This is a genomic window from Flavobacterium sp. 21.1 (assembly GCF_057801535.1).
In genome coordinates, this window is record NZ_JBYNXA010000004.1 from 273394 (window position 1) to 299761 (window position 26368).

Annotated in this window: 26 protein-coding genes and 2 tRNA genes; 18 read left to right on the forward strand and 10 right to left on the reverse strand. The window is 39.0% G+C overall.

Annotation, left to right across the window (positions count from 1 at the left end):
• The 6 genes from AC3E9U_RS10625 to AC3E9U_RS10650 all read left to right on the forward strand — a co-directional run bounded on the left by AC3E9U_RS10625 (position 1) and on the right by AC3E9U_RS10650 (position 6633).
• Positions 1 to 540, forward strand: coding sequence for a serine O-acetyltransferase (locus AC3E9U_RS10625; protein ID WP_488746886.1), 540 nt, complete (start codon positions 1 to 3; stop codon positions 538 to 540).
• Positions 540 to 1658, forward strand: a complete 1119-nt coding sequence (locus tag AC3E9U_RS10630; protein WP_488746887.1) for a glycosyltransferase — start codon at positions 540 to 542, stop codon at positions 1656 to 1658. The genes AC3E9U_RS10625 and AC3E9U_RS10630 overlap by 1 nt, the downstream gene beginning before the upstream one ends.
• A gap of 64 nt (positions 1659 to 1722) precedes the next feature.
• Positions 1723 to 2805 (forward strand): glycosyltransferase, encoded by a 1083-nt coding sequence (locus AC3E9U_RS10635; protein ID WP_488746888.1) that lies wholly within the window; start codon positions 1723 to 1725, stop codon positions 2803 to 2805.
• Positions 2796 to 4154 carry an O-antigen ligase family protein gene (locus AC3E9U_RS10640; protein ID WP_488746889.1) on the forward strand — a complete coding sequence of 453 codons (1359 nt, stop codon included), beginning with the start codon at positions 2796 to 2798 and terminating at the stop codon, positions 4152 to 4154. The genes AC3E9U_RS10635 and AC3E9U_RS10640 overlap by 10 nt, the downstream gene beginning before the upstream one ends.
• Positions 4120 to 5145, forward strand: a complete 1026-nt coding sequence (locus tag AC3E9U_RS10645; RefSeq protein ID WP_488746890.1) for a glycosyltransferase family 4 protein — start codon at positions 4120 to 4122, stop codon at positions 5143 to 5145. Before AC3E9U_RS10640 ends, AC3E9U_RS10645 begins: the two co-directional genes overlap by 35 nt.
• A gap of 102 nt (positions 5146 to 5247) precedes the next feature.
• Positions 5248 to 6633, forward strand: a complete 1386-nt coding sequence (locus AC3E9U_RS10650) for an exopolysaccharide biosynthesis polyprenyl glycosylphosphotransferase (RefSeq protein WP_488746891.1) — start codon at positions 5248 to 5250, stop codon at positions 6631 to 6633.
• Positions 6634 to 6827: 194 nt separating this feature from the next.
• Here the strand turns inward: AC3E9U_RS10650 and AC3E9U_RS10655 are convergent, their stop codons facing one another.
• Positions 6828 to 7973 carry a lipoprotein N-acyltransferase Lnb domain-containing protein gene (locus tag AC3E9U_RS10655; RefSeq protein ID WP_488746892.1) on the reverse strand — a complete coding sequence of 382 codons (1146 nt, stop codon included), beginning with the start codon at positions 7971 to 7973 and terminating at the stop codon, positions 6828 to 6830.
• Complete coding sequence (locus tag AC3E9U_RS10660) at positions 7973 to 9049, reverse strand: putative type IX sorting system protein PorV2 (protein WP_488746893.1); 1077 nt, start codon at positions 9047 to 9049, stop codon at positions 7973 to 7975. The genes AC3E9U_RS10655 and AC3E9U_RS10660 overlap by 1 nt, the downstream gene beginning before the upstream one ends.
• A gap of 265 nt (positions 9050 to 9314) precedes the next feature.
• Between AC3E9U_RS10660 and AC3E9U_RS10665 the strand changes: the two genes are divergently transcribed.
• A complete protein-coding gene (locus AC3E9U_RS10665) occupies positions 9315 to 10058 on the forward strand; it encodes a CDP-alcohol phosphatidyltransferase family protein (protein ID WP_488746894.1) in 744 nt (247 codons plus the stop codon).
• Between the two features lie 3 nt (positions 10059 to 10061).
• The gene (locus AC3E9U_RS10670) at positions 10062 to 10937 is read left to right on the forward strand and encodes a glycoside hydrolase family 25 protein (RefSeq protein WP_488746895.1); all 876 of its coding nucleotides are present in this window, start codon (positions 10062 to 10064) and stop codon (positions 10935 to 10937) included.
• Between the two features lie 96 nt (positions 10938 to 11033).
• On the opposite strand, the gene lptB is transcribed toward AC3E9U_RS10670, so the two are convergent.
• The 4 genes from lptB to AC3E9U_RS10690 all read right to left on the reverse strand — a co-directional run bounded on the left by lptB (position 11034) and on the right by AC3E9U_RS10690 (position 14082).
• A complete protein-coding gene (lptB, locus tag AC3E9U_RS10675) occupies positions 11034 to 11774 on the reverse strand; it encodes an LPS export ABC transporter ATP-binding protein (protein WP_488746896.1) in 741 nt (246 codons plus the stop codon).
• A gap of 177 nt (positions 11775 to 11951) precedes the next feature.
• The gene (locus tag AC3E9U_RS10680; RefSeq protein ID WP_488746897.1) at positions 11952 to 12296 is read right to left on the reverse strand and encodes a carboxymuconolactone decarboxylase family protein; all 345 of its coding nucleotides are present in this window, start codon (positions 12294 to 12296) and stop codon (positions 11952 to 11954) included.
• Positions 12297 to 12298: 2 nt separating this feature from the next.
• On the reverse strand, positions 12299 to 13090 hold the full coding sequence (tatC, locus tag AC3E9U_RS10685; protein ID WP_488747155.1) for a twin-arginine translocase subunit TatC: 792 nt from the start codon (positions 13088 to 13090) through the stop codon (positions 12299 to 12301).
• A 26-nt stretch (positions 13091 to 13116) separates the two neighbouring features.
• Positions 13117 to 14082: a KpsF/GutQ family sugar-phosphate isomerase gene (locus AC3E9U_RS10690; RefSeq protein WP_488746898.1), complete on the reverse strand. Its 966-nt coding sequence runs from the start codon at positions 14080 to 14082 to the stop codon at positions 13117 to 13119.
• Positions 14083 to 14169: 87 nt separating this feature from the next.
• Between AC3E9U_RS10690 and recQ the strand changes: the two genes are divergently transcribed.
• Positions 14170 to 16365, forward strand: a complete 2196-nt coding sequence (gene recQ / locus AC3E9U_RS10695) for a DNA helicase RecQ (RefSeq protein WP_488746899.1) — start codon at positions 14170 to 14172, stop codon at positions 16363 to 16365.
• Positions 16366 to 16516: 151 nt separating this feature from the next.
• On the opposite strand, the gene AC3E9U_RS10700 is transcribed toward recQ, so the two are convergent.
• Complete coding sequence (locus tag AC3E9U_RS10700; RefSeq protein ID WP_488746900.1) at positions 16517 to 16753, reverse strand: hypothetical protein; 237 nt, start codon at positions 16751 to 16753, stop codon at positions 16517 to 16519.
• A 49-nt stretch (positions 16754 to 16802) separates the two neighbouring features.
• Between AC3E9U_RS10700 and AC3E9U_RS10705 the strand changes: the two genes are divergently transcribed.
• Together AC3E9U_RS10705 and AC3E9U_RS10710 are read left to right on the forward strand one after the other, a co-directional pair.
• Entirely contained in the window at positions 16803 to 18329 is a 1527-nt protein-coding gene (locus tag AC3E9U_RS10705) for a T9SS type A sorting domain-containing protein (RefSeq protein ID WP_488746901.1), read from the forward strand.
• Positions 18330 to 18388: 59 nt separating this feature from the next.
• On the forward strand, positions 18389 to 19951 hold the full coding sequence (locus AC3E9U_RS10710) for an NAD(P)/FAD-dependent oxidoreductase (protein WP_488746902.1): 1563 nt from the start codon (positions 18389 to 18391) through the stop codon (positions 19949 to 19951).
• A 16-nt stretch (positions 19952 to 19967) separates the two neighbouring features.
• On the opposite strand, the gene AC3E9U_RS10715 is transcribed toward AC3E9U_RS10710, so the two are convergent.
• Positions 19968 to 20342: a VOC family protein gene (locus AC3E9U_RS10715; protein ID WP_488746903.1), complete on the reverse strand. Its 375-nt coding sequence runs from the start codon at positions 20340 to 20342 to the stop codon at positions 19968 to 19970.
• Between the two features lie 110 nt (positions 20343 to 20452).
• Between AC3E9U_RS10715 and idi the strand changes: the two genes are divergently transcribed.
• From idi to AC3E9U_RS10750, 7 genes are all read left to right on the forward strand, one after another.
• Positions 20453 to 20980: an isopentenyl-diphosphate Delta-isomerase gene (idi, locus tag AC3E9U_RS10720; RefSeq protein WP_488747156.1), complete on the forward strand. Its 528-nt coding sequence runs from the start codon at positions 20453 to 20455 to the stop codon at positions 20978 to 20980.
• A gap of 35 nt (positions 20981 to 21015) precedes the next feature.
• On the forward strand, positions 21016 to 21426 hold the full coding sequence (locus tag AC3E9U_RS10725) for a 6-pyruvoyl trahydropterin synthase family protein (RefSeq protein ID WP_488746904.1): 411 nt from the start codon (positions 21016 to 21018) through the stop codon (positions 21424 to 21426).
• Positions 21426 to 21884 (forward strand): peroxiredoxin, encoded by a 459-nt coding sequence (locus AC3E9U_RS10730; RefSeq protein ID WP_488746905.1) that lies wholly within the window; start codon positions 21426 to 21428, stop codon positions 21882 to 21884. Before AC3E9U_RS10725 ends, AC3E9U_RS10730 begins: the two co-directional genes overlap by 1 nt.
• Positions 21885 to 22856, forward strand: coding sequence for a type I phosphomannose isomerase catalytic subunit (locus AC3E9U_RS10735; protein WP_488746906.1), 972 nt, complete (start codon positions 21885 to 21887; stop codon positions 22854 to 22856). It begins immediately after the preceding gene.
• A gap of 55 nt (positions 22857 to 22911) precedes the next feature.
• The gene (locus AC3E9U_RS10740) at positions 22912 to 23178 is read left to right on the forward strand and encodes a hypothetical protein (protein WP_325202424.1); all 267 of its coding nucleotides are present in this window, start codon (positions 22912 to 22914) and stop codon (positions 23176 to 23178) included.
• 79 nt (positions 23179 to 23257) lie between these two features.
• Positions 23258 to 23331, forward strand: a tRNA-Thr gene (locus tag AC3E9U_RS10745).
• A 59-nt stretch (positions 23332 to 23390) separates the two neighbouring features.
• Positions 23391 to 23464, forward strand: a tRNA-Thr gene (locus AC3E9U_RS10750).
• A gap of 103 nt (positions 23465 to 23567) precedes the next feature.
• Here AC3E9U_RS10750 and AC3E9U_RS10755 read toward each other — a convergent pair.
• Both AC3E9U_RS10755 and AC3E9U_RS10760 read right to left on the reverse strand, forming a co-directional pair.
• On the reverse strand, positions 23568 to 24290 hold the full coding sequence (locus AC3E9U_RS10755) for a DUF4369 domain-containing protein (protein WP_488746907.1): 723 nt from the start codon (positions 24288 to 24290) through the stop codon (positions 23568 to 23570).
• 179 nt (positions 24291 to 24469) lie between these two features.
• Entirely contained in the window at positions 24470 to 26329 is a 1860-nt protein-coding gene (locus tag AC3E9U_RS10760) for a M61 family metallopeptidase (RefSeq protein ID WP_488746908.1), read from the reverse strand.
• Positions 26330 to 26368 lie beyond the last annotated feature (39 nt).

The following is a 26368-nucleotide window of genomic DNA, read 5'->3' on the forward strand; positions in this document are numbered from 1 at the left end:
ATGATAAGTTCCGATTATAATAAATATAGAAAATACGGAGGTAGTTTTTTAGCGATAATTTTTTTTACTCAGGGATTTTGGGCAATTTTTCAATATCGAATAGCTAATGCGATTTTCCGAAAAATTAAGATACCGGTAATCCGACAGATTTTGCTTTTTATTTGTCTGATCTGGCAAAAGATAATAGAAATCATAACCGGAATATCAATTCCCGCATCCGTATCCATAGGGCATTCTTTTTATATAGGGCATTTTGGAGGTATTATAATTAATTCAAACGCCATTATCGGTAATAACTGCAATATATCACAAGGTGTTACGATAGGGGTTTCCGGGAAAGGAGATCGAAGAGGTGTGCCTAAAATAGGTGATTCTGTCTATATTGGAGCAAATTCGGTTGTGGCCGGAAAAATCACGATAGAAAATAATGTGGTCATTGGTGCATGCTCTTTGGTTACATCGGATGTACAACTGAATAATGTCGTTGTAGGCGTGCCTGCAGTTGTAATTTCTGCGAAAGGTTCGGAGGGCTATATATAATGAGATTATTGATAGTATCTGCGGCTCCGATAATCCCGCATAAAGAAGAATGGTTGGCTTACGGACCCTACGTGAAAGAAATGGGTATGTGGGCTAAATATGCAGATGAAGTCCAGTTTTGCTGTCCCATTTGGGAGACAGACAGAGGCTTATTGGTGTCTCAGATCCAATTCAAAACTATTGCTCCCGTAGCGCTTAAAGATTTTAATATAAAAGCTCCTCTGGATTTTATAAGAAGTTTTTATTTCGTACTGTGTAATTTGGTTTTGATTTATAAAGCGATGCGACGTGCCGATCATATCCATTTGCGTTGTCCCGGGAATGTCGGTTTATTGGGATGCATGGTTCAGATTTTCTTTCCAAATGTGCCAAAAACAGCTAAATATGCCGGAAATTGGGACCCTAACAGCAAACAGCCTTGGAGTTACCGTCTCCAAAAATCGATTTTAAGCAACACATTTTTAACCAGAAACATAAAAGTTCTTGTTTACGGAGGATGGGAAGGCAGTACAAAAAATATAGTTCCTTTTTTTACGGCCACGTACAAAGAATCGGACAAGAAAGTGACCGCTGTTAGAAAGCTAAACGAACCTTTGCGTTTTCTTTTTGTAGGGACTTTGTCGAAAGGGAAGAAACCTCTTTATGCAGTCGAATTAATTGCGGGATTAAAAGCTAAAGGAATACAGGCGGGTCTTGATATTTTTGGTGAAGGATTTGAAAGGATCATTCTTGAGGATTATATTCTGAAACATAATTTATCAGATTGCGTTGTCCTGCATGGAAATCAACCATCCGAACGAATTCAGGAAGCCTATAAAACCAGCCACTTCATGATCTTGCCATCTCAAAGCGAAGGATGGCCAAAAGTCGTGGCCGAGGCTATGTTTTGGGGATGTGTGCCGCTTTCGACCAGGATTTCCTGCGTGCCCTATATGCTTGGCGAAGGCATCAGAGGTATTCTGCTTTCGCAAGAATCAAATACGGATGTGGATCAAATTATGAAATTGATTGAGCAACCCTCGGTTTATGAGAAAATGGCGGAGGAAGGAATGCTGTGGTCCGGAGAATTCACGCTGGATAAATTTGAACGGGAAATTGCGGGTTTTCTTCACAGATAGATGTCGAAAAGTTTTTCTGCAGTTCCTGTCTATTTTTCTATTTTTGCACCTATTACTTTAAGTCATGCGCATTGTACAACTGATTGATAGCTTGGAAACTGGTGGAGCAGAACAGATGGCTGTTACGTATGCGAATACTTTGGCTAATCATATTGCGTTTTCGGGACTCATTACCACCAGAAAAGAAGGTGATCTGAAACTGCAGATTGCGCCAAATGTCCATTATCAGTTTTTAGGACGAAAAAAGACCATCGATTTAAAAGCGCTTTTCGTTTTTAGAAAGTACATTATACAGAACAAAGTTGAAATTGTTCAGGCCCACAGTAGCTCATTTTTACTGGCCGTAATGTTGAAACTGATTTATCCCAAAATCAGGATTGTCTGGCATGACCATTATGGCAACAGCGAGTTTTTGGAGCAGCGAAAAGCTGGCGTTCTGAAAATGGCCTCATTTCTTTTTTTTAGGATAATTGTCGTGAATAATCAGTTGTTGGAGTGGGGAAAAGCAAACTTGCATTGCAAAGAAATAGGGTATCTGCCCAATTTTACCGGAGAGAAACAAGCAGAAACAGCAACAACTTTTTTAAGTGGTCTTAATGGTAAAAGGATTGTCTGTCTGGCTAACTTACGGCCGCAGAAGAATCATTTTCTGTTAGTGGAAGTAGCCCGAAAATTACGTCAAAGCTATCCGGACTGGAGTTTTCATTTGGTCGGAAAAGATTTTAATGACAGCTATTCCAAAGCGATCAAAAAAGCAATAACCGAAAACGGATTGCAGGATACGGTTTTTATTTATGGTTCCCGAAATGATGTTTCAAACATCTTGAATCAAAGTACAATAGGGGTTTTGACTTCTAAATCAGAAGGGTTGCCGGTAGCTTTATTGGAATACGGTTTTCATAAATTACCTGTTGTGGTTACCAATGTCGGGGAAATTGCCGGTATTATTACGAAAGAAAACGGTTTTTTAATTGAAAACTTAGATGTGGAGGCTTTTTACCTAGCACTTTGCAATTTAATTGAAGAGAGTACGGAGCGGGAAAAGCGGGGGCAGAATTTAAATCAAAAGATACTCGAAAATTACGCTGAAAAAGCTATTTTAGAAAAATATTTTACGTTATTAAACAAGGGTAGACTTTGGAGCTAAAAAGAAATTACATAGGGCTGATATTACTGCATTTTTTAATTGCATTGGCAGTCTTTACCATTAAGCCGTTGGGGAAATTGTATTTACCGATTGTCGCCGTACTTGGTTTTTTTTGGGTCTTAAAAAACGAAAATAAAAACAACGAAGTGCTTTATGTATGCGGATATCTAATGGGCGGAGAAGTACTGCACAGGATGACCGGAGGTTATTTTATTTTGGAATTTGCCAAATACGGCATTGCCTTTTTCTGCTTATTGGGTATTTTTTTCAGTGGGATGTCCCGAAAAGCTTCGATCTATCTGTTTTTTATGGTTTTGTTACTACCGAGCGTAATAATAGGTTCTTATACTTTGAGTCTGCAGACGGATGTTAGGAAAAACCTGATTTTTAATGTGTTTGGACCTGTTTTGTTAGCAATTTCATGCCTGTATTGTTATGATAAACGATTAACTTTTAAAGAGGTTAATAATTTGCTTTTAGCAATTGGATTGCCGATTGTAGCTACGACTTTTTATTTGTTTCTATATACGCCGAGTATAAAAGACGCAGTTACGGGAACATCTTCAAACTTCGAAACCTCAGGAGGTTTTGGTCCTAATCAGGTTTCAACCATATTAGGATTGGGCAGCTTTATTTTTTTTAGCAGATTGTTGCTTGAGTCTAAAAAAGGTTTGTTGTTCGCAGTCAATTTAGCCTTATTGTTTTATATTTCTTTTAGAGGCTTAGTTACTTTTTCACGTGGAGGGATGATGACAAGCGTGGCAATGATCGCCATCTTACTGTTTGTTGTTTACCGACTGATTAATTCACGGGCGAAAAATACTTTAGTCGCTTTTGTTTTTATTTCTTTTTTCATTTTTGCAGCAGTTTGGACCTATTCCTCAAGTCAAACCAGCGGACTTATCGAAAACCGATATGCAAATAAAGATGCCTTAGGGAGAGAGAAAAAATCGCAGATGACCGGTAGGGAAGAAATTATGGAGAGTGAGATAAAGATGTTTCAGGAAAATCCTGTTTTTGGTGTTGGTGTAGGAAGAGGAAGGGAACTTAGAAATGGAGGCATCGGATATGAGCAAGGAGTTAATTCTCATAATGAACTTACGCGAATGTTAGGAGAACATGGTAGTTTTGGTCTTATAGGGTTGCTCATATTATTTTTGACACCCATTGTCATTTTCTTTAAAAAAGAAGTCAATTATAATGTCTACACGCTGCCGTTTTTAATATTCTGGCTGCTGACCCTCAACCATGCCGCAATGCGATTGGCCGCCCCTGCTTTTATCTACGCACTTTCGTTATTAAATGTTTATACCATTGAAGAACCAGAACCTACTGTACATAGGGAATAAGCTTTCGGGGAAGGGAGCCAATGTGACGACAATCGAAACGTTAGGAACTTTACTGTCCGGCGAGGGCTACACTGTTTTTTATGCTTCGGAAAAAAGAAATCCGCTGCTTCGACTGTTCGACATGCTTATCTCTGTTTTACGCTACCGCAGACAGGTCGATTTTGTACTCATAGATACCTACAGCACTTTCGGGTTTTGGTTTGCTTTTCTGGTAAGTCAATTGTGTCGTCTGTTGTCCAAAAAGTACATCCCGATACTCCATGGCGGGAATTTACCAATACGATTGAAGAATAACCCAAAGTTATCCGCAATGCTGTTTGGGAACGCCTACAAGAATGTTGCTCCCTCAAATTACCTCTACGCAGCGTTTAAAAAGTACGGTTTTACAAACGTAATATATATTCCCAATACCGTTGAACTTCATAAGTATACGTATAAAGAAAGAGGGGAAGTTGCTCCAAAACTACTATGGGTACGCGCTTTCGATAAAATATATAACCCTAAAATGGCAGTTGCTGTTTTGACAGAAGTCAAAAAATCCTATCCAGAGGCTACTTTGTACATGATAGGTCCCGACAGAGACGGAAGCATGGAAATCTGCAAAGCGTACGCTGAAGAAAATAACTGCACTGTTTTTTTTACCGGCCGACTTGCTAAAGAGGAATGGATTGCGATTGCTGCTGATAGCGATATTTTTATAAATACAACACATTTAGATAACACCCCTGTAAGCGTAATGGAAGCCATGGCTTTGGGATTACCTGTGGTTTCAACAAATGTGGGAGGTATTCCTTTTTTGCTGAAAGATAAGGAAGAAGGATTTTTAGTGAACGATGACGATGTTAAAGCTATGACGAATGCAGTGCTATACCTGATTGAAAATCCTGATGAGGTTCGGTCTATTGTGCGAAATGCCCGAAAAAAAGCAGAAAGTTGGGACTGGGAGAAAGTCAGATTGTCCTGGAACGAATTGCTGCTTGGAAATCATTAAAAGGATTGTCTTTATAGGGATGCAACAATTATTTTGTTAATTGTTACATACTAGTGCTTTTCTATATAATAATTTGTTAATTTGCGCTGATACGAAATGACGATGACTAACAGCAAAAAAATACATTTTGAAATATCCGAGCGGAAGATTCTTCTTCGGGCTTTTGATGTGCTGTTAGTGTTACTGGCATTGTATTTTCTTGGTGTTTATTTGAAATTTGATTACTTCAACATTTCCATACACAGTTATTACTGGACATTTGTGCTGACATTCTACATCTTGTTTTTCGGAACAATATTCGAAATGTACAATCTCCAGGTGGCGGGAAATCAGGTTCAGGTCATAAAAAGCATAATACTAAGCGCTACCGCTACGGTTTCCGTTTACTTGCTAACACCAATTTTAACGCCCCCGCTTCCAAAAAACCGATTACAGATCATCTTTTTCTATGTGGCTATTTTGGGGACGTTGTTTTTATGGAGAATGTTTTACCAGAAATTCCTGGCCTCACACCACTTTTATAAAAAAGTCCTTTTTCTGGCAGATGATAAAACGGTGGAAAGTTTGGTGCACGAACTTGAAAAAGCTGACCCCAACTATAAGGTGGTGGGGTATCTGAGCACTAAGGAATCCTCAAAAAAAATAGTTAATCTTACAAAAATACTTCCTTGTTCTCTGGAGGAATTTATTCTGTCAAATTCTATTGCGGAAATCGTAATCGCCAATAAGAGCAATGAAGATGTACCGGTTGAGATATACGATAAATTGCTTCTTTTTTTAGAGAAAGGAATTGTTATCCGCGAGTATTCCCAGGTGTACGAAAACAGTACTAACCGACTTCCGGTACAATTTACCGAAAAGGATTTTTACAAGTATTTTCCATTCAGCAGAAGCAATCAGAATAAACTTTATCTGTACTCTATCCGTTTGTTTGACATGGTGGTTTCAGTATTTGGACTAGCGGTTGGTTTGTTGCTTTTACCGTTGCTGATAATTGGTAATTTTGTCGCTAACAGAGGGCCTTTACTTTATTCTCAGGAACGCGTTGGGAAAAACGGTGTACCGTTTAAAATTTACAAATTCCGTTCAATGATCATCAATGCGGAAAGCAATGGAGCCGTTTTTGCGACGGTGAATGATACAAGAATAACTCCTTTCGGAAAGTTCCTGCGAAAAACCCGAATAGACGAATTTCCCCAGTTTATAAACATCTTAAAAGGTGATATGGCTGTTATCGGTCCGCGTCCCGAACGTCCGGTCTTCGTAAACCAGATTGCGGAAATTATGCCTTTTTACCAAACCCGACACGTTATTAAACCCGGACTTACCGGCTGGGCTCAGGTAAAGCATTCGTATGGGGAAACTATTGATGACAGCTTAATCAAGCTTCAATACGACTTGTACTATATCAAACACCGCAGTCTGTTCCTGGATGTAAACATCGTTTTGAAAACACTTAGTACGGTCTTGTTCTTCAGGGGGCAGTAATCAGAAGGTAGAAGGCAGCAAAAACATTCTTCATATTTGGTGCTCCAGAGCTATTTCTTTCAGCGAGATAAAGGTGTATGTGAATTTCCCGATATGCTGAACTCGTAATTTTCCCGTCATGCTGAACTTGTTTCTGTATCTTATTTTTTATAATGATATTCTAAAACGAGTGTAGGATAACGTAATATGGATCTTTAGTTTAGACCGCCGAATTTCTTCACTTTAAAGAGGGAAACGACTGCCACAATAACAATCGGCAACATCATGATCAGATGGGCTTTATTCAGCATGTAAACTAGGTAAATTCCGATGCATCCGAAACCTAGGAAAACCAATCGATTGGTCCATACCGTGTTTTTTCTCCATGCAAAAAGAATTATAAGGATGTAGATCGGGTTCAATAATAATGCATTGTAATTCCATAATACTTCCTGATGAAGCGAATATAATCCGACAAGAGAAATGAAAAGTCCAAATAATCCGGCAATCAACAGAAATGCGATGGCAACCGCGCGCTTTTTATAAGCAAAATACGCGACCGCCAGCAGAAGTACGGCAAAAGTGTAGAAGTTATTCCAAACGGATTTCTTTCCACCGGTTTCCTGACTCTTAAAAACAGTTACGGTCGTGTCACTTAATTTTTTACCATTGATTGTTGTATGCTCGATGCCTTCCAGTAATTCGATCGGAAGAAACAATTGATCGCACTGTCTGTCGGTTTTGGCGCCGAACATTAGGTTGATGCCCAAATTCTCGTAAAACTTATCGGTCTGATAATCGTAAAGAATCTGACGGTATTTTTTCTGTGTATCTGGTACATTTGTAGAAATAGGATGCTCCAGCACATTATTGATGACATCGCGAACCATAGTGGTGCAGTTCCTGTCGATGAATTTATAAGTATAGAATCGTTTTTCGGAGGCAAGAACATCACTTAGTTCATTGTAGATTTTTTGCTTTTGATCATGTGAAAGATTTAGCTTTTGTTCTAAAATATCACGGTTGTCATACACATAATTGTAGTTGAATTCGGCAAAACTGCTTGTGGATACAAAGTATTGCAAATCTCCCTTTATGAATTTCCCGTAAAAATTCGGCGTACTGAAATCGAACGTTCCGTAATTGTAAACAATATCGATATGGTTCACCGGGTCGTTAATCCGTAATGCTGTGTGTCCGTATAAAGAATACAGTTCGGCACCTGTTCCGCAAGTAAGAATACTGATGGCTGCATTGTCGGATAAAGAATCGTTCTGAGCCTTGGCTACGGAAAAGAAAGATAACGTGAACAGTAGATGTAAATAACTAAAAATCGTTCTGGAGGAAAACTGTGATGCCATTATCTGAAAATACCTAAGTCAACTTTTAAGGAAAAAATATTGGAATATAGTGCGGCACTCTGATCGCCTAAATCGGTCAATGCATAGTCCACCTGAATGCCTTTGTATTTGAATCCGATACCTATATTAGGTTGGAAACTCACTTTTTTTGAATTGTCTATTTCAGTAATGTTTTGGAAATTTCCAACGCCGGCGCGAAGAAAAACCAAATCGATGTAGCCGCCTTCAAATCCGATGGCTGGATCGATACTTACAACATCGGTTGAAATGATATCGTTTGTTCTGGCAAACTGCATGTTTAAATTTGCTGCTGCCAAAAGGCTGTAATCGTAGTGGAAAATAAACTTTTTGGACAGTCCTAATTGTGCCTTAGGTAAAGTGATTTCAGATGTTTCAGGGGCTTCCTGATTCTCTCCGGGAACGGCGTCCTTGATTTTTTTGTACTCTTCTTCGTTTATAGCCCACGTGTTGTAAGTTGTGGTGATGTCGCGCAGCATTAATCCGAACTTCCACTCGTCCTGGCTTTCATATTGCAGACCTAAGTCAAAGCCAAATCCCCAGGAGCTTGCAAAATCGCCAATGACACGACGGATGATTTTTGCATTTACACCATAATTGAATCCCTGAACAGGTAAAGCCCGGGCGTAAGAAACAGTAACGGCATAATCAGCAGCTGAAAACAAACTGATTCGGTTGTAATCCACATTGCCCTGACTGTCGATAAGTTGTGTAGTATTTAAGATGTCATCCACCCCAAAACGGATAAAGGAAACACCGAGCGCACTGCGATCATCGATCGGCATTGCAAATGCAGCATAATCATATTGGGCAATATTGGCAAAATAACTCGCGTGCATCAAAGAAACCTGTTTGTCTTCCATTTTTAAAAGACCGGCCGGATTCCAATAACCTGAGTTAACATCAGCAGTATGAGATACAACTGCATTCGACATACCTAAAGCTGCAGCATCTACACCAATACTCATAAACTCATTAGAATACTTTCTAACAGCCTGAGAGTAAGTGGTTACCGAGAAAAAAAGCACCAATAAAAGGTAGGTCTTATTCAAAGTCATTTTAATTGCTAGCGTGAAAAGGCGAGATCGATAATTGTTTACAAATAACCTTGTTAAGTCTTTTATCATTTCTGCGTCGGGCAAATATAATATAATATGATGAAACGGTCATTAAAAAACATTCTTTCACATCGTTCCCAAAATGACTTACCAATTAATTATATAGCATCAACAACTTTTTTGTACGAATCAAAAATCTCAAATACTAAACTCCATTTTATATGAACTTATTGTATAACTTTGTGTCAGTTTAAAAAGAAAAAGTATGTCATTTAAAAAGCAAATCCCAAATTTTATCACGTTCTTAAATCTTACTGCCGGACTTTTGGCCTTGATCCATGCTTTCAATGGTAGTTATCGTGAGGCATTTTCCTTAGTGTGTCTGGGTATTTTTTTTGATTTTTGGGATGGTTTTTTTGCTCGCGTTTTTAATGCACAAAGTCCATTAGGGGTACAGCTGGATTCGCTTGCCGACATGGTAACCAGTGGTGTGGTACCGGGATTAGTGATGTACAAGCTTTTATCTGGTATTCAGGAGAACCAGGATATTTATACTTTAACACCTGATACACACTACATGGCTATAGTGCCTTACATTGGTTTTATAATTACAATTGCTTCGTGTTACCGTTTGGCAAAGTTCAATATCGATACACGACAAACCGATTCATTCATCGGATTGCCAACACCGGCAAACGCTCTTTTAATAATGAGTATTCCGATGATCATGTATTTCAGTGATTATGAATGGCTTACGGATATTTTGAGTAACCCTTATTTCTTAGTGGGATTGAGTTTTTTAAGTGCTTATCTTTTAAATGCTGAAATTCCATTGTTTTCATTGAAAGTAAAGTACTTCAGTTGGGAAAAAAATAAACTTCAGGTGCTGTTTTTAGCAGTTTGCGTAGTACTATTGGCAGTTTTTCAGTTTTTGGCCATTCCAATGATCATTCTGTTTTATGTATTGCTTTCAGTGCTAAACAATACGGTTTTAAACAAGCAGGTTTAATTCATGAAACGCGTTTCAGCAAGGAAATCCATGCCGAAAAAAACATCCCGCACAAAATCTTCAAAAACATCTAAAACTCCTTTGGGGAAATTGATGATGTTTACTTTTGGGGTGCTTTTTGTCGTTCTTCTTGTTGGTGTTTTATATAGTTACCGAAACGGGATTCTTTATTACTTGGGATTTAAAACCGAGAGAAATGTCAGCGAACTTACCAGGGAAGAGCGTGAAATAGAAGATATTCGTATTTTCGAAGTATTGAGCCGTCACGATACCCATCAGATCGGTTTTGATGTTTCCGAATACCAATCAAAGATCGATTGGGCAAAAATCGACAAAATAGAAGATGATTTCCCGTTGTCTTTCGTTTTTATCCGCGCTACAGCCGGAAGTTCAAAAACAGATTCCCGTTACAAGGAAAACTGGGAAGCTGCCAAATCTAATTATTTTATTCGCGGCGCCTATCATTACTACCGTCCGAACGAAAATTCAATTACCCAGGCTGAAAATTTCATCCGGGCCGTAAAACTTAAAAAAGGGGATTTACCTCCGGTACTCGATATTGAAAAACTACCCCGCAATCAATCTATCGATGATCTGAAAAAAGGATTGCGCCGTTGGTTGGTTCATGTGGAAAAGCACTATAAAGTGAAACCGATAATTTATTCGTGTGAGAGTTATTATGCTGATTTTCTGAGGAAAGAATTTAAAGGTTATCCTTTATGGATTGCCAATTATAATTTTTTTGTGGAACGGATCCAAAAAGACTGGCTGTTTTGGCAGTTTACTGAAAAAGCGCAAATTCCAGGCATTCCCGGTATGGTGGATGTGAATGTGTTTAATGGGAATAGTGAGGATTTGAAAGGGTTGACGATTAAGTAGTTAAACTGTGTTGTTTTCGATTTTTTTTGCCTTGTAAAGGCATAAAAAAAGCCTCATTTTTGATGTTTGAGGCTTCTGTTTACTATAATCGAGAGATTAAAACTCCAGTTTCTTTTTACGTAATTCGAAATTCTGACCAAGATAAACACGTCGTACCATTTCATCTTCCACTAACTCATCCGGAACTCCTGCTTTAAGAATTCCTCCTTCGAACATCAGGTAGGTTTTGTCGGTAATAGCCAACGTTTCCTGTACATTGTGGTCGGTAATAAGAATTCCGATGTTTTTGTTTTTCAATTGGGCTACGATGCGCTGAATGTCTTCTACCGCTACAGGGTCAACTCCTGCAAAGGGCTCGTCCAATAAAATGAATTTCGGGTCGGTAGCCAGACAACGGGCAATTTCCGTACGACGACGCTCTCCTCCGGAAAGTAAATCACCTCTGTTGGTGCGGATGTGCTGCAAGCTGAATTCATTAATCAATGATTCCATTTTTGCTTCCTGTTCTTTTTTAGAAAGAGTGGTAAGTTGTAGTACGCTTAAAATATTATCCTCAATACTTAGTTTTCGGAAAACCGAAGCTTCCTGAGCCAGATATCCGATTCCGTGCTGGGCGCGTTTGTACATCGGGAAATCAGTGATATTGGTGTCATCAAGATAGATATTACCGGCATTGGGCTTTACCAAACCAACGATCATATAGAAGGAAGTGGTTTTTCCGGCTCCGTTCGGACCTAATAAACCTACGATTTCTCCTCGATTCACTTCTACTGAAACGCCTTTTACCACGCTTCGTCCTTTGTAGGTTTTAATTATATTTTCGGCTCTTAATTTCATAAAAGTAATTTGAAAATTTGAAAATTTGAAAATGTGCCAAATGATATGGGTGCATAAATCAAATGTTTAGCAAATTAAAGAAGAATAAAATTATCAGGTTTAATAATTAACAAATTGTTTTAATGGTAATTTTTTTTCGAGTTGTGTCATTTTCAAATTACCTCATTTTCAAATTGTCTAATTGTTCTCCAATGCTTCCCAGAATTCGTAAGCTCTTCTCAGATGCGGAATCACGATGGTACCGCCAACTAATGTGGCAATTCCCATGGCTTCCATCATCTCTTCTTTTGTGATGCCATTTTTGTATGAGGTTTCCAAATGGTATTTGATACAGTCATCACAACGTAAAACAGCAGAAGCCACCAGTCCTAAAAGCTCTTTGGTTTTTACATCCAAAGCGCCTTCCGCGTAAGCGTTAGTGTCCAGATTGAAGATACGTTTAACGATCTTGTTGTTGTCGGCTAACAGTTTTTCGTTCATTTTGGAACGATAGTCGTTGAATTCTTTTACTAAATCAGCCATAATTATGTGGTTTTCAGTTGTTCTTTTTTGGTCACGAAATGCGATATGAAAATACTCACTTCATATAAAAGGATCAGCGGAATGGATACAATCGTCTGACTGATAACATCCGGCGGTGTGACAATCGCTGCAATAATCAGGATTATTACGTAGGAATATTTTCGATAATCCCTTAAGAATTTCGGACTGACAATGCCGAGTTTGGACAGGAAGTAAATCACAATCGGTAACTCGAACACAAGTCCGGTTGCCAGCGAAGTGGTTTTTACCAATCCGATATAGGATTCCACGTCAATGGCGTTTTTAATATGATGACTTATCGTAGTGTTGGCTAAGAAGTTAATCGATAGCGGAGTTAATACGAAATATCCGAAAGCGACTCCCATAAAGAACAGAATAGAAGCGATGAAAATGAAAAGTTTGATATTTTTTCGCTCTTTTTCATACAGGGCAGGGCTTACGAATTTCCACAATTCCCATAAAATGAAAGGGAAGGCGATTACGAATCCTACCGTAATGGAAGTCCATATCAACATGGAAAACTGTCCTTCCATGGTTCTGTTTTGCAGTTCGAACGGAAGTTCCTGAATGCAAAAACTTTTGTCTAAATCATATTGGTTGGCCATATCGCAAAAGAAACGATAGGTGATGAAATTGCCGTCTTTCGGGCCGAAGATTACGGTGTCGAAAATAAAATCACTGAAATAGTAAGCAACACAACCGCCTATCAGAATAGCAATAGTACTTCGAACCAACAACCATCTGAATTCTTCCAGATGTTGTAAAAAAGACATTTCTTTTCCGGGTTTGTCTGCGGCCATTATATAATTCCTTCTTTTAAAATGTCATGAATGTGAAGTACTCCTTTGTATTGATCTTGTTCAGTAACAATCATTTGCGTGATGGAGTAGTTTTCCATAGTGTTGAAAGCATCTACCACCATATCTGACAGCTGAACTGTTTTCGGATTTTTGGTCATGATGTCCTTAGCGGTCAAATCGCCAAAACTGTCTCTTTTTTCAAGCATTCTTCGGATATCACCGTCGGTTATGATTCCTACCACATGGTTGTTTTCAACTACTGCCGTAACACCTAAACGTTTTTCGGAAATCTCCATGATTATGTGTCGGATATCGGAATCAGGAGTCACCTGAGGACGGTGTGTCTGATCCAGCATATCAACTACGCGAAGTAATAGTTTTTTGCCCAAAGCGCCTCCCGGATGGTATTTTGCGAAATCCTCGCTTCCGAAGTTACGGATTTCCATCAGACAAACGGCTAAAGCATCTCCTAAAACCAATTGGGCTGTGGTACTGTTGGTAGGTGCCAAATTGTTAGGACAGGATTCTCTGTCTACGTGAGCATTCAAAACGCAATCGGATTCCTTGCCCAGGAAAGAGTCTTTGTTAGCAGTCATCCCGATAAGCGTGTTGCCAAAACGTTTTAACAATGGAACCAATACTTTGATTTCCGGACTGTTACCGCTTTTTGAAATGCAGATAATCACATCGCCCGGTTGTACCATTCCTAAATCACCGTGAATGGCTTCTGCGGCATGAAGAAACATGGAAGGCGTTCCGGTGGAATTAAAAGTGGCTACCATTTTAGTGGCAATAATGGCACTTTTTCCGATACCGGTTACGATCAGACGGCCTTTGCAATGGTAGATCAATTCTACCGCCTTTGCAAAATCATCATCAATGAAGTTTATAAGGTTGGCAATGCTTTCGCTTTCCGATAATATCGTTTTTTTGGCTGTGGCCAAAATGGTTTCCCTGACTGTCAAAATAGAAAATTTAATAATTTGTGAATATTAAAGATTTTTGTATCTTTATTCTCTGCAAATTTATGTAAAAATACCTATTAATAAATAATGAAACCAAGCGAAATTGACTTACATAAAGAGTTAAAAAAATATTTTGGTTTTAACCAATTCAAAGGATTACAGGAAGGCGTTGTCAAAAGTATCATTACTGGGAACAATACTTTTGTGATAATGCCGACGGGTGGAGGTAAGTCATTGTGCTATCAATTGCCGGCTTTGGTGCTGGATGGTGTGGCTATTGTCGTTTCTCCGCTTATTGCTTTGATGAAAAACCAGGTGGATGCTATCCGAAGTTTGTCTTCGGAATATGGTGTTGCCCATGTTTTAAACTCTTCGCTTACCAAAACAGAAGTCAATCAGGTGAAGAAAGATATTACTTCCGGTTTGACTAAATTGTTATACGTCGCCCCCGAATCGTTAACAAAAGAAGAGTATGTTGATTTTTTAAAAGGAGTGCCCATTTCATTTGTGGCCATAGATGAAGCGCATTGTATTTCAGAATGGGGCCATGATTTCCGTCCGGAATATAGAAATCTTAGAGCTATCATCAAGCAGTTGGGTGACATTCCGGTTATCGGATTGACGGCAACAGCTACTCCTAAAGTTCAGGAAGACATACTTAAGAATTTGGACATGACAGATGCTAACACGTTTAAAGCATCGTTCAACCGTCCGAATTTGTTCTATGAGGTACGCACCAAAACCAAAAACATTGAAGGGGATATTATCCGTTTCATCAAACAGCATAAAGGGAAATCGGGAGTGATTTACTGTCTGAGCCGTAAAAAGGTAGAGGAAATCGCTCAGGTTTTGCAGGTGAACGGCATTAGCGCGGTTCCGTATCATGCGGGACTGGATGCCAAAACACGTGCAAAGCATCAGGATATGTTCCTTATGGAAGATGTGGAAGTTGTAGTGGCTACCATTGCCTTCGGTATGGGAATTGACAAGCCGGATGTTCGTTTTGTGATTCATCATGACATTCCGAAATCGTTGGAAAGTTACTATCAGGAAACCGGTAGAGCGGGCCGTGATGGAGGAGAAGGACACTGTTTGGCTTATTATTCTTACAAGGATATCGAGAAGCTTGAAAAATTCATGGCCGGAAAACCGGTGGCCGAGCAGGAAATCGGATTTGCTTTGCTACAGGAAGTAGTGGCTTATGCAGAGACTTCAATGTCGCGCCGCAAATTCTTGCTGCATTATTTCGGTGAAGAATTTGACGATTTGAATGGTGAAGGAGCCGACATGGATGATAATGTCCGCAGTCCGAAGAAAAAAGTCGAAGCACAGGATCAGGTGGTGACGCTTTTGGAAACGGTTCGGGACACGAAAGAGTTATACAAATCAAAGGAAGTGATTTTTACCCTTATCGGAAAAATCAATGCTACTATAAAAGCTCATAAAACAGATAACCAAAAATTCTTCGCTAAAGGAAAAGACCACGACGAAAAATACTGGATGGCGTTGATCCGTCAGGTATTAGTAGATGGTTTGCTTTCCAAAGATATTGAGACCTATGGTGTTTTAAAGCTGACCAAAAAAGGCGAGGATTTCATCAAAAAACCGTATTCTTTCATGATGTCGGAAGACCATGAGTACAGCGAATCGGAAGACGAAGCAATTGTAACATCTGCGAAATCATCCGGAACAGCTGATGAAGCATTGATGGGTATGTTGATGGAATTGCGCAAAAAAGTAGCCAAAAAGCTGGGAGTGCCGCCGTTTGTGGTTTTCCAGGAGCCTTCTTTGGAAGACATGGCTTTGAAATATCCGATTTCCATTGACGAGTTGAGTAATGTTCACGGCGTTGGCGAAGGAAAAGCTAAAAAATACGGCAAGGAATTCGTTGAACTAATCGCCCGATATGTGGAAGATAATGATATTGTGCGTCCGGATGATTTGGTGGTGAAATCCACCGGAGCTAATTCGGCGCTGAAGTTGTACATCATTCAGAATATTGACAGAAAGTTGCCATTGGACGATATTGCAAAATCCAAAGGAATTGACATGGATACGCTGCTGAAGGAAATGGAACAGATTGTTTATTCCGGTACAAAACTAAATATCAATTATTGGTTGGATGATATTCTGGATGAAGACCAACAGGAAGAAATCCACGACTACTTCATGGAATCACATTCCGATAAAATACAGGATGCGCTTGACGAGTTTGAAGGTGATTACGATACCGAAGAACTAAGACTGATGCGTATCAAGTTTATTAGCGAAGTAGCGAATTAGTCTGCAGAAGGCAGAAGGCAGAAATGATAAAATAAAAAAATCCCCGGTTGAAAATTCAGCCGGGGATTTTTTTAACTGTCTGAACACGGATTACTTTTTCTGTATTCTGCTTCCTGCCTTCTGCAGTCTGCAGCCTGACCACTGCTGCTGTCTACTGATAAAGCTCTCCCCGATGTGGTTTTAATGCATCTCTCAACTGAATCATGTGTTCATCGGTCACTACGATGTAAGCAATCGCATACATCTCGTTTATGATCTGAAATCCTGTGATGGTAATCGGTAATTTTTCTATCTCAATGTATTCTTTTAAATGGATTTCATGGTGTTCTGCAGTTTTTGCGGCACCAGGTCCTCGGAAATCCCATATAAGTTTTATCTTACGTTGCATAATTACTTTGTAATGAGTATATTTGATGCAAATATAAAACGTAAACCCTATGATGAAAAATTACTTTAAACAAATTCTTGCGTTGGTTTTATGTATGAATCTGTTTACAACGGTAGACGCGCAAACGCCATATAGCGTTAATCAGATTCCACACCAGATGTATGCTTTGTCTAATCCGGCTACTGTAGCAACTACAGACGACAGTTATATCGGGAGTTTTTCAATACCTTTTAATTTTAATTTTTTTGGAATAGATTATAATTCCTATGTTATCAGTACAAATGGCTGTATAGTTTTCGGCAACGCCGTGGCGCCGGGATCTGGTGCTCCATGGGTTAGTTCTTATTCGGTGCCAAATACTTCTTTTCCGGTCAAAAATGCGGTGTTGGGTGCTTTTCATGATATGAATAATTCCAGTAATGTAGGCTCAATCACTACTTCAGTGGTAGGGGCGGCACCTTATAGAAAGTTAATCGTAATGTTTAATAATCAGCCTCATTATGGATGCACAACTTTGCGTAGTAACTTTCAGATGGTTTTACATGAAACTTTTAATTTTGTAGACGTTCAAATTAAGGATAAGCCTATTTGTGCTAGTTGGAATAGCGGAATGGCGGTTTCAGGTATAATCGACGCTACGGGAGCGAATGGTTTTGCGAGCCACAATAGAGGACAATGGGAAGTCCATAATCAGGGATGGAGATATGTTCCTTTAACAGGGGCATCGGTAAATCCATATAATTATACAATTTGTGATGATACAAGTGATGGAATAGGCGTATTCAATTTGAATGTTGCACAGCAAGGTATAAACTCGTCAAATCCTTCAAATGTCAACTTTTACAGTTCTTTGTCTGACGCGCAAAGCAATACAAACGCCATTGCAGGATTGAATTTTACAAATACTGTTGCCGATTATCAGAAGATTTATGCTCGAAACGGCTCTGATATAAGAGAAGTAAATCTAAGAGTAGTGAACTGTTCCAATGATTTTGATTTGGATACGGTAACGACAGCTTCTGAAGACTTAAATGGCGATACTAATTTGTCAAATGACGATACGGATAATGACGGGATTCCTAATTTTACCGATAACGATGATGATGGAGATATCGTGCTTACGCAATATGAATATGTAGCTGGTCGTCATGGTAGAACAGGTCTGGATACTGATAATGACTCTATTCTGAATTACTTGGATAATGACGATGATGGAGACGGAGTGCCAACCCGTAATGAAGATTATAATGGGAATTTTAATCCTCTGGATGATGATACCAATGCTAACGGACTGGCAGATTATCTTGAAGTGGGTGTTGCTTTAGGAAATGTGACATTTGAAAGAAATCAATTCACCGTTTATCCTAATCCTGCTGATACTAAATTCAATTTAGCTATAAAAGAAACACAAGATGTTATAGCAGTCGAAGTTTACAGTGTCAATGGCCAATTAGTGAAATCTTTTAAAGATAATTTTCAGAATGAATATGATATTCAGGATTTGAATCAGGGCTTATATCTGATCAAGATTAAAACTAGTGAAGGAGAGTTTACTTCAAAATTGATCAAGAAATAAAAGAATAAAAGACCTTATTTAAAGGTCTTTTTTTATGTTTGCAAACCAAAACAGAATTAATGCCAAGAGAACTTCAAATACAGGTAGCGCCGGAAGTGGCGGCTAATACAGCTTTGTTAAATGAACACCTAGCTAAGCTAATGCATGTTTCTTCTTCGGAAATTATGTATGTTTCGGTAGTGAAGCGTTCTATTGATGCCCGTCAGAAAGCGATTAAGATCAACTTGAAAGTGGATGTTTTTTTTCAGGGCGAATCAATTGTTGAAAGTAAAATAGAGCTTCCGGATTATAAAAACGTGGCCAATGCTCAGGAAGTGATTGTTGTTGGGGCGGGACCTGCGGGTTTATTTGCTGCTTTGCAATTGATAGAGCTGGGTTTAAAACCGATTGTGCTTGAAAGAGGAAAAGATGTGCGTGGCCGTCGCAGGGATTTGAAAGCGATTAACGTGGATCACATTGTGAATGAAGATTCCAATTACTGCTTCGGTGAAGGTGGGGCAGGGACTTATTCCGACGGGAAGCTATACACACGTTCGAAAAAAAGAGGCGATGTTGACCGGATTTTAGCCTTGCTGGTTGCCTTCGGAGCCACTCCGGATATCATGGTTGATGCACATCCGCACATCGGAACCAATAAATTGCCACAGATTATTCAGGATATCCGAGAGAAAATTATCGAATGCGGTGGTCAGGTTTTGTTTGAAACCCGTGTGACCGACATTTTGTTAAAAAATAGTGAAGTCCAAGGGGTGGTGACACAAAATGGTACTGTTATCGAAGCGAAGAAGTTGATTTTGGCTACAGGACATTCCGCACGAGATATTTTTGAATTGTTAGATAGGAAGAAGATTTTGATTGAAGCGAAACCCTTTGCTTTAGGAGTTCGTGCTGAGCATCCCCAAAGTCTGATCGATTCCATACAGTATTCCTGCGATTTCCGCGGGGACTTTTTACCTCCGGCGCCTTATTCTATTGTAAAGCAGGTAAACGGACGCGGTATGTATTCGTTTTGCATGTGTCCGGGTGGGGTCATTGCGCCTTGTGCTACCAGTCCGGGTGAAGTGGTAACCAATGGCTGGTCGCCGTCGAAGCGTGATCAGGCTACCGCCAATTCGGGAATTGTGGTGGAATTGAAACTGGAAGATTTTAGACCGTTCGCAAAATTTGGAGCATTGGCGGGAATGGAATTTCAAAAAGCCATCGAGCAAAAGGCATGGCATTTGGCCGGAGAAACCCAAAAAGTACCGGCACAGCGCATGGTTGATTTTACGCAAAGCAAAGTTTCAAAAGATATTCCTAAGACTTCATACGTGCCTGGAACGACTTCCGTAGAACTAGGGCAAGTGTTTCCCGGTTTTCTAACACAGATTATGAGGGAAGGTTTTGTTCAGTTCGGGAAATCCATGAAAGGTTATTATACAAATGAAGCTATTCTGCACGCACCGGAAAGCAGAACTTCTTCACCGGTTCGTATTCCGAGAGATAACACAACTTTAGAGCACCTTGAGATAAAAGGATTGTATCCGTGTGGTGAAGGTGCAGGTTATGCGGGAGGAATTATCTCGGCTGCGATCGACGGAGAAAAATGCGCTTTGAAAATAGCTGAAGTCTTAAATTTGTAATACCAAATAAAAAATATTATTCGGAGGAGTGTAAAGCCATTCGGTTACCTTCGCTATCGATAAAAATAGCCATATAGCCATATTCGGGAGAAATTTGTTTTTTAGGGACAATAATTTTTCCGCCGGCACTTTCCATTTTGTCTAAAACGGTTTGTAAATCAGGATTGGCATTCATGTATACGACTGGACCATTGGCTCCAGGGGTGTAAAATTCTTCTTTATAGCAAAGAGAGCATCCCGTTTCCCGATGTGGAAAAATTCCCATTCGTAGCGGACCGAAATCTACATCGTCAATTTGAGTGTCAAAAATCGTTTCATAAAATTTTTTGGCCCGTTCAAAGTCGCTTACTGGTATTTCAAACCAGTTTGTCCAGTTTTTTTGCATTGTCATAGTGATGGTTTATCTTTCTAAACTCAAATATAACGAATTGACAGATTAACTGGAATGGCTTTATATGAAACCATTTCTTTTTTTGTATTTTTGACCAAACATATACATTGATCGTGGAAGAACGCGTAATATTAGTCAACGAAAATGATGAGCAGATCGGTTTGATGCCAAAGTTGGAGGCGCATGAAAAAGCATTGCTTCACAGGGCATTTTCCGTATTTGTGTTAAATGATAAGAACGAGATAATGCTTCAGCAGCGTGCACATCAGAAATATCACTCTCCGTTATTATGGACTAATACCTGTTGTAGCCATCAGCGGGAAGGGGAATCTAATATTCAGGCGGGAACACGCCGTTTGTTTGAGGAAATGGGATTCACTACCGAGCTAAAAGAGCTTTTTTCCTTCATATATAAAGCGCCTTTTGACAATGGTCTGACCGAGCACGAATTGGATCATGTGATGATCGGCTATTACAATGAAGCACCAAAAATAAATGGAGAAGAAGTGGAAGACTGGAAATGGATGTCGATAGAAGCCATAAAAGAGGATATGTTACAAAATCCGGATATTTATACGGTTTGGTTCAAAATCATATTCGATGAATTTTATCATTTCCTTGAAGATCATAAACTTTAAAATTCTAATTTCGGAATTCTAATTTCAAAATTTAAATGAGAGTAACTGTCAGCCGAAAAGCACATTTTAACGCCGCACACCGACTGTATCGCAAAGATTGGTCGGATGAGCTGAACGAGCGTGTTTTTGGCAAATGTAATAATCCAAATTTTCATGGTCATAATTATGAGTTGATTGTGAGTGTTACCGGAAAAATTAATCCGGAAACGGGATATGTGATGGATATCAAGGATTTGGCTGATATTATTTATGAGGAAGTCGAATCACGTTTTGATCATAAAAACCTTAACCTTGATGTGGTTGAATTTCAGGAACTTAATCCTACAGCGGAGAATATTGTGGTAGTGATTTGGAATCTGATCCGAAAGCGAATTACGACCGAAAATGACTTAAAGGTTGTTTTATATGAAACTCCGCGTAATTTTGTAACCTATTCAGGCGAATAATGAATGAGATTAAAGTAGGAGATAAGCTGCCGTTATTCGGTGCAAAAGATCAAAACGGGCATGATTTTTACATCGCTTCTGTGTTGCATAAAAAAGTGCTGGTGATCTATTTCTATCCGAAGGATGATACGCCGGGCTGCACGAGACAAGCATGTTTTTTTCGTGACAAATATGAAGAGTTCACCGAAATGGGAGCTACAGTTATAGGCATTAGCGGAGATAGTGTGAAATCACATAAGGAGTTTGAAAAGAAATACAAACTTCCTTTTACGCTGCTTTCCGATGAGGATAAAAGTCTGCGAAAACTTTTTGGAGTGCCTACCAATTTATTGGGGCTACTTCCGGGGCGAGTGACTTATGTTGTTGATAAAGAAGGAATTGTTCGCATGGTTTTTGACAGTATGAATGCTGAAAGTCATTTCCCTAAGGTGGTGGAAATGGTAAAAAGTCTGATGTAAATGAAATTTGATATATATCCCTTGGTTTTTAAACCAATTTTAAAAGACAGAATTTGGGGCGGAACAAAACTCAGTTCCCTTCTGAATAAAACGATTCCGACAGAAACCATAGGTGAAAGTTGGGAATTGTCTACGGTTTCAGGGGATGTCAGTATTGTATCCAACGGAGGTTATTCCGGAATGTCATTCAACGATTTGATTTCAAAATTTCCGGAAGAGATAGTTGGGACAAATGTTTACAGACAGTTTGGAACCGAATTTCCTTTACTGTTTAAATTTTTGGATGCCAAAGAAGATTTATCAATCCAGCTGCATCCTAATGATGAGTTGGCTCAAAAAAGACATAATTCCTTTGGAAAGACAGAAATGTGGTATGTGGTTCAGGCGGAACCGGATGCAAGAATCATTGTGGGTTTTAAAGAAAAAGCCTCTCCGGATGAGTATCTGAAACATTTGGAAAATAAAACACTACCGTCTATTCTGAAAGAAATCCCGGTTCAGAAAGGAGATATTTTCTTTTTGGAAACAGGAACCATTCATGCTATCGGCGCCGGTACCGTAATCGCGGAAATTCAGCAGACCTCTGATATTACTTACCGTATTTATGATTGGGACAGAACGGATGCTAACGGGAATTTAAGAGAATTGCATATTGATCAGGCTATAGAGGCAATTACTTATGATGTTGTTGAAGCGCGACGAAACTATAAAACAACGCGAAATCAAAGTAATAATGCGGTTGATTGTCCTTATTTTACAACTAATGTGATTCCGCTTAACGGAAAAATGAATATGATTAAAAATGGAAATTCATTTACGGTACTTGTTTGTACAGAAGGTGATTTTTCTGTTGTAATTGATTCCGGCTCGGAATTTAAATTTAAATTGGGCGATACGGTTTTATTGCCTGCAGCACTTACTGATTTTGAATTGGTTGGTTCTGCAACCCTGTTAGAAATATTTATTTCTTAACCTATTATCTGAAGAATAATTGTAATTTTGCAAACGAAATTTTAAATAAAATAAAATGGCAAGCGTAAGAAACTTAAAAAAAGACATCAACTTCGTGTTGGGAGATATTATTGAAGCGGTTTACATCCACGAGATGACTACAACAGGAAAACCAACTGCTGAAACTGATGCATTGATTGATGAGGCTATCACTTCTTTCGACGGTTTGATCACCAAAGTGAACCAAAAGAATGTGGAAAATAAAAAAGCACATTTGAAACAAGTTAATAAAGATTTGGAAGTTATTGCTACTCAATTGGTTGAAAAAATCAACAAATTGTAGTCTGAAAAAATCATGAAAAAGTGCAGATAACAGTTTGGAAGTTTCAAAAACTCCACTATATTTGCAAGCGAATTGAGACGCCGGTGTAGCTCAGCTGGCTAGAGCAGCTGATTTGTAATCAGCAGGTCGTGGGTTCGAGTCCCTCCATCGGCTCAATTTTTTTACCGCAGTAATTGTGGTTATTTCATGAAACATAAAGCAACAATATAGTTGCCGGTGTAGCTCAGCTGGCTAGAGCAGCTGATTTGTAATCAGCAGGTCGTGGGTTCGAGTCCCTCCATCGGCTCAAAAGGTTTTCGGAAACGGAAACCTTTTTTGTTTTTAGCCAATTTGATAAGTTAACATGATAAATAAAAAAAGCGACTTTAAGGCCGCTTTTTTATTTTGTATTAATTCTGTGTCTGTTCCAGTTTCTTTCTTTCCATGATGAAAGTGGTAAGCTGTTTTCCGTATTTGGATTTTGCTACTTCCGGAGACATTGATTTATGAATGGTATCCAGATACTTCATGTTGGCATCATAGATTTCGGTTAAAGCAATATAAGGTGCCACTTCATATTTTCCGTTGTTAACGGCAAAATTAATGGCGTCCAGATAACTTCTCAACGTTAATTTGTCGGCACGCTGATTTAAACTATCCTCTTTTTGTGTATTGTGTTCTTTTTTTGCCAATAACGAAAGACTGAATGTTTTGTTTTGTTCGTCGTTATAACGCATTCTGATTTTTTTGAAATCATTGTACAGGTCGTTATTTTTTGAACCGGTTACTTTTGCTTTTGAATAGAATTCTTTCAAGGTAGTTTCTATGGTCATGTTGCCTGGCTCAGCAAAAAAAGGTAATATGTTATCCGCCGATTTGGAAACACCACGGTCCAGGGACAGATATAGCATTTCGGGTTCGCTAATCTGGATTTCGCTTTTAAAGTTGGAATCGCCTTTTATGATTATGCTGTCTAAAGTGACCAAAGAGGTGTCAACTATATGCTGAATGTATAATTTTCCTTGTTTTAATCCATCCACTTTTCCGGAAAGCTGCAGACCTGTTTCACTTTCTTTTTTATCGCAGGCAACCAATGCCGAAAGGGCAAAAGCTGCAATCAGTATTTTTTTCATTCTTTTTTATTTAATCGCTGCAAAGTAAAGAAAATAAATTGAAACGCTTATAAATTAACGTTTGCAGGGTCTTGGATGCGTGGAATCAAATAAATCGTCTTTCCTGTCTTTGTCCTGCAAATAAAAAACCCTGACAAATAATGTATGTCAGGGATTTTAGTGTCCTGGAAAGGAATTTATTATCCTTTCAACCAGCTTTCTTTTAATTTAGTTTTGCTGTTATCAGTGGCCTGGTATCCTTCTACTTCGTCCATCGGCAGGGCAACCTTTCCTTTTAAGACCTGCTCTTTACCGGCACGTTTGATTTTTACAGTTATAGTATCGCCCTCTTTCCAATCAGAGCTTACCATAATTAAATCGTAGATATTGTCCAGATTGTAATTGGTGTCGTTCACTGCTAAAATGGTGTCATCATTTTTCAAGCCAAGTGTCGTCATGAATTTGTTTAATTCGCCCTCCGGAAGGATTTTGATTTCTTTTGTGCTTGGATCTACGGTAATATATGGTGTAGTTTGACCTTTAATGAAAGGATTTCCTGCTTTTTTAACTTTTGCATTTGTTACTCCCATTTTGGCAAAATATTTGTCGTAAGGGATTGGTGTTTCCCCGGAAACATACGTTTTAAGGAATTCACCAACGGCAGGATAGGTTAATGAAGTGATTTTGGCAAACAATTCATTATCATTGAATGGTTTTTTACTTCCGTATTCCGATGATAAAGCGTGCATCAGATCCAAAATACCTTTTTCTCCATTGCTGCTTTCTCTCATTTGAATGTCGATACACATCGCAATTAAGGCTCCTTTCAGATAAACATTATAGTAAGAGTCTTTATACTCTTTGTCAAGGATGTTTTTACTCATGGTTGTAAAAGGCATCTTTTCGTTAAAACGTTTGGACTGCTCGATTTTATCAACCATTCTGTTGTAAAACTCTTCTTCGGAAATCAAACCTTGATTTACCTGGAAAAGATTAGCGAAATATTCGGTAACTCCTTCATACATCCATAAATGCTCAGACATTTTCGGATTGTTGAAATCGAAGTACTGGATTTCATTCGAATGCACGGTAAGCGGCGTTACAATGTGGAAGAACTCATGTGAAACCACATCTTTCAATTGCTCCAACAAGGCTGCTTTTGGCATCATTTCCGGCATAACAACCGTTGTTGATGTCGTGTGCTCCAATGCGCCAAATCCTTTTGCGTCGTTCTTTTTCATGTCCGACAAGTACAATAAGACGCTGTATTTTTTAGTAGAATTCACAGGTCCTAAGAATTTTTTCTGAGCGCGCATCATGGTTTCCATTGCCGGAGCGATATCGGCAGCTTTATAAGTGCTGTTGGGAGAATAGACGTTGATCAGGATTTCCATATCATCAACCTTGAAGGTCGTGTAATCCGGTTTGGAGTACATTATCGGATGGTCAACCAATTCAGCATAACGGGAAGTGGTGAAAACATCTGTGTCTGCACTTGGATTCGTGTCGGTTAAAGAGGTTGCACCCCATAAATTAGCCGGGTGCGAAATTGTAACTTTATATGGTAATTCGGATTTTCCTTCAAAATATCCAACAAATCCGTGCGTGTTTAACATGAAGTTTTCGCCGGCCGCAATGTTGGTTCCTGCCGGAGAAAAAACATCTTTCCCGCCAATACCGCCAGAAGTTTCCGTATCAAATGAATCATTAACAAGGTAAGTTACTTTGCTGATTTTTTTTGCATTGGATATCGTCCACGAATTTTCATCCGTTTTAGTGATTGCCAACGCATTTCCTTTTTTATCAAATGCTTTTACATCGTCTATGAATCTTCCGTAATTGTCCGCAGAATACGTTCCCGGAACAGTTTTAGGGATGTGGAACGTTACCGTTTCGGTAGTGAAAGCAGGAGGTGTGATGGTAACCATCACTTTATCATCTTTAACGTTTACCAGATCGACAGCGACTTTAACGTCATTTATTTTTTCAGTGCTTTGAGCAGCCGCTTTAAAGCTTAACATGAAGGCGGCTAATGCCAATGTGCAAATAATTTTTTTCATTATTTATGTTTTTTGATATTAAATAGGTAGTTGAGATGC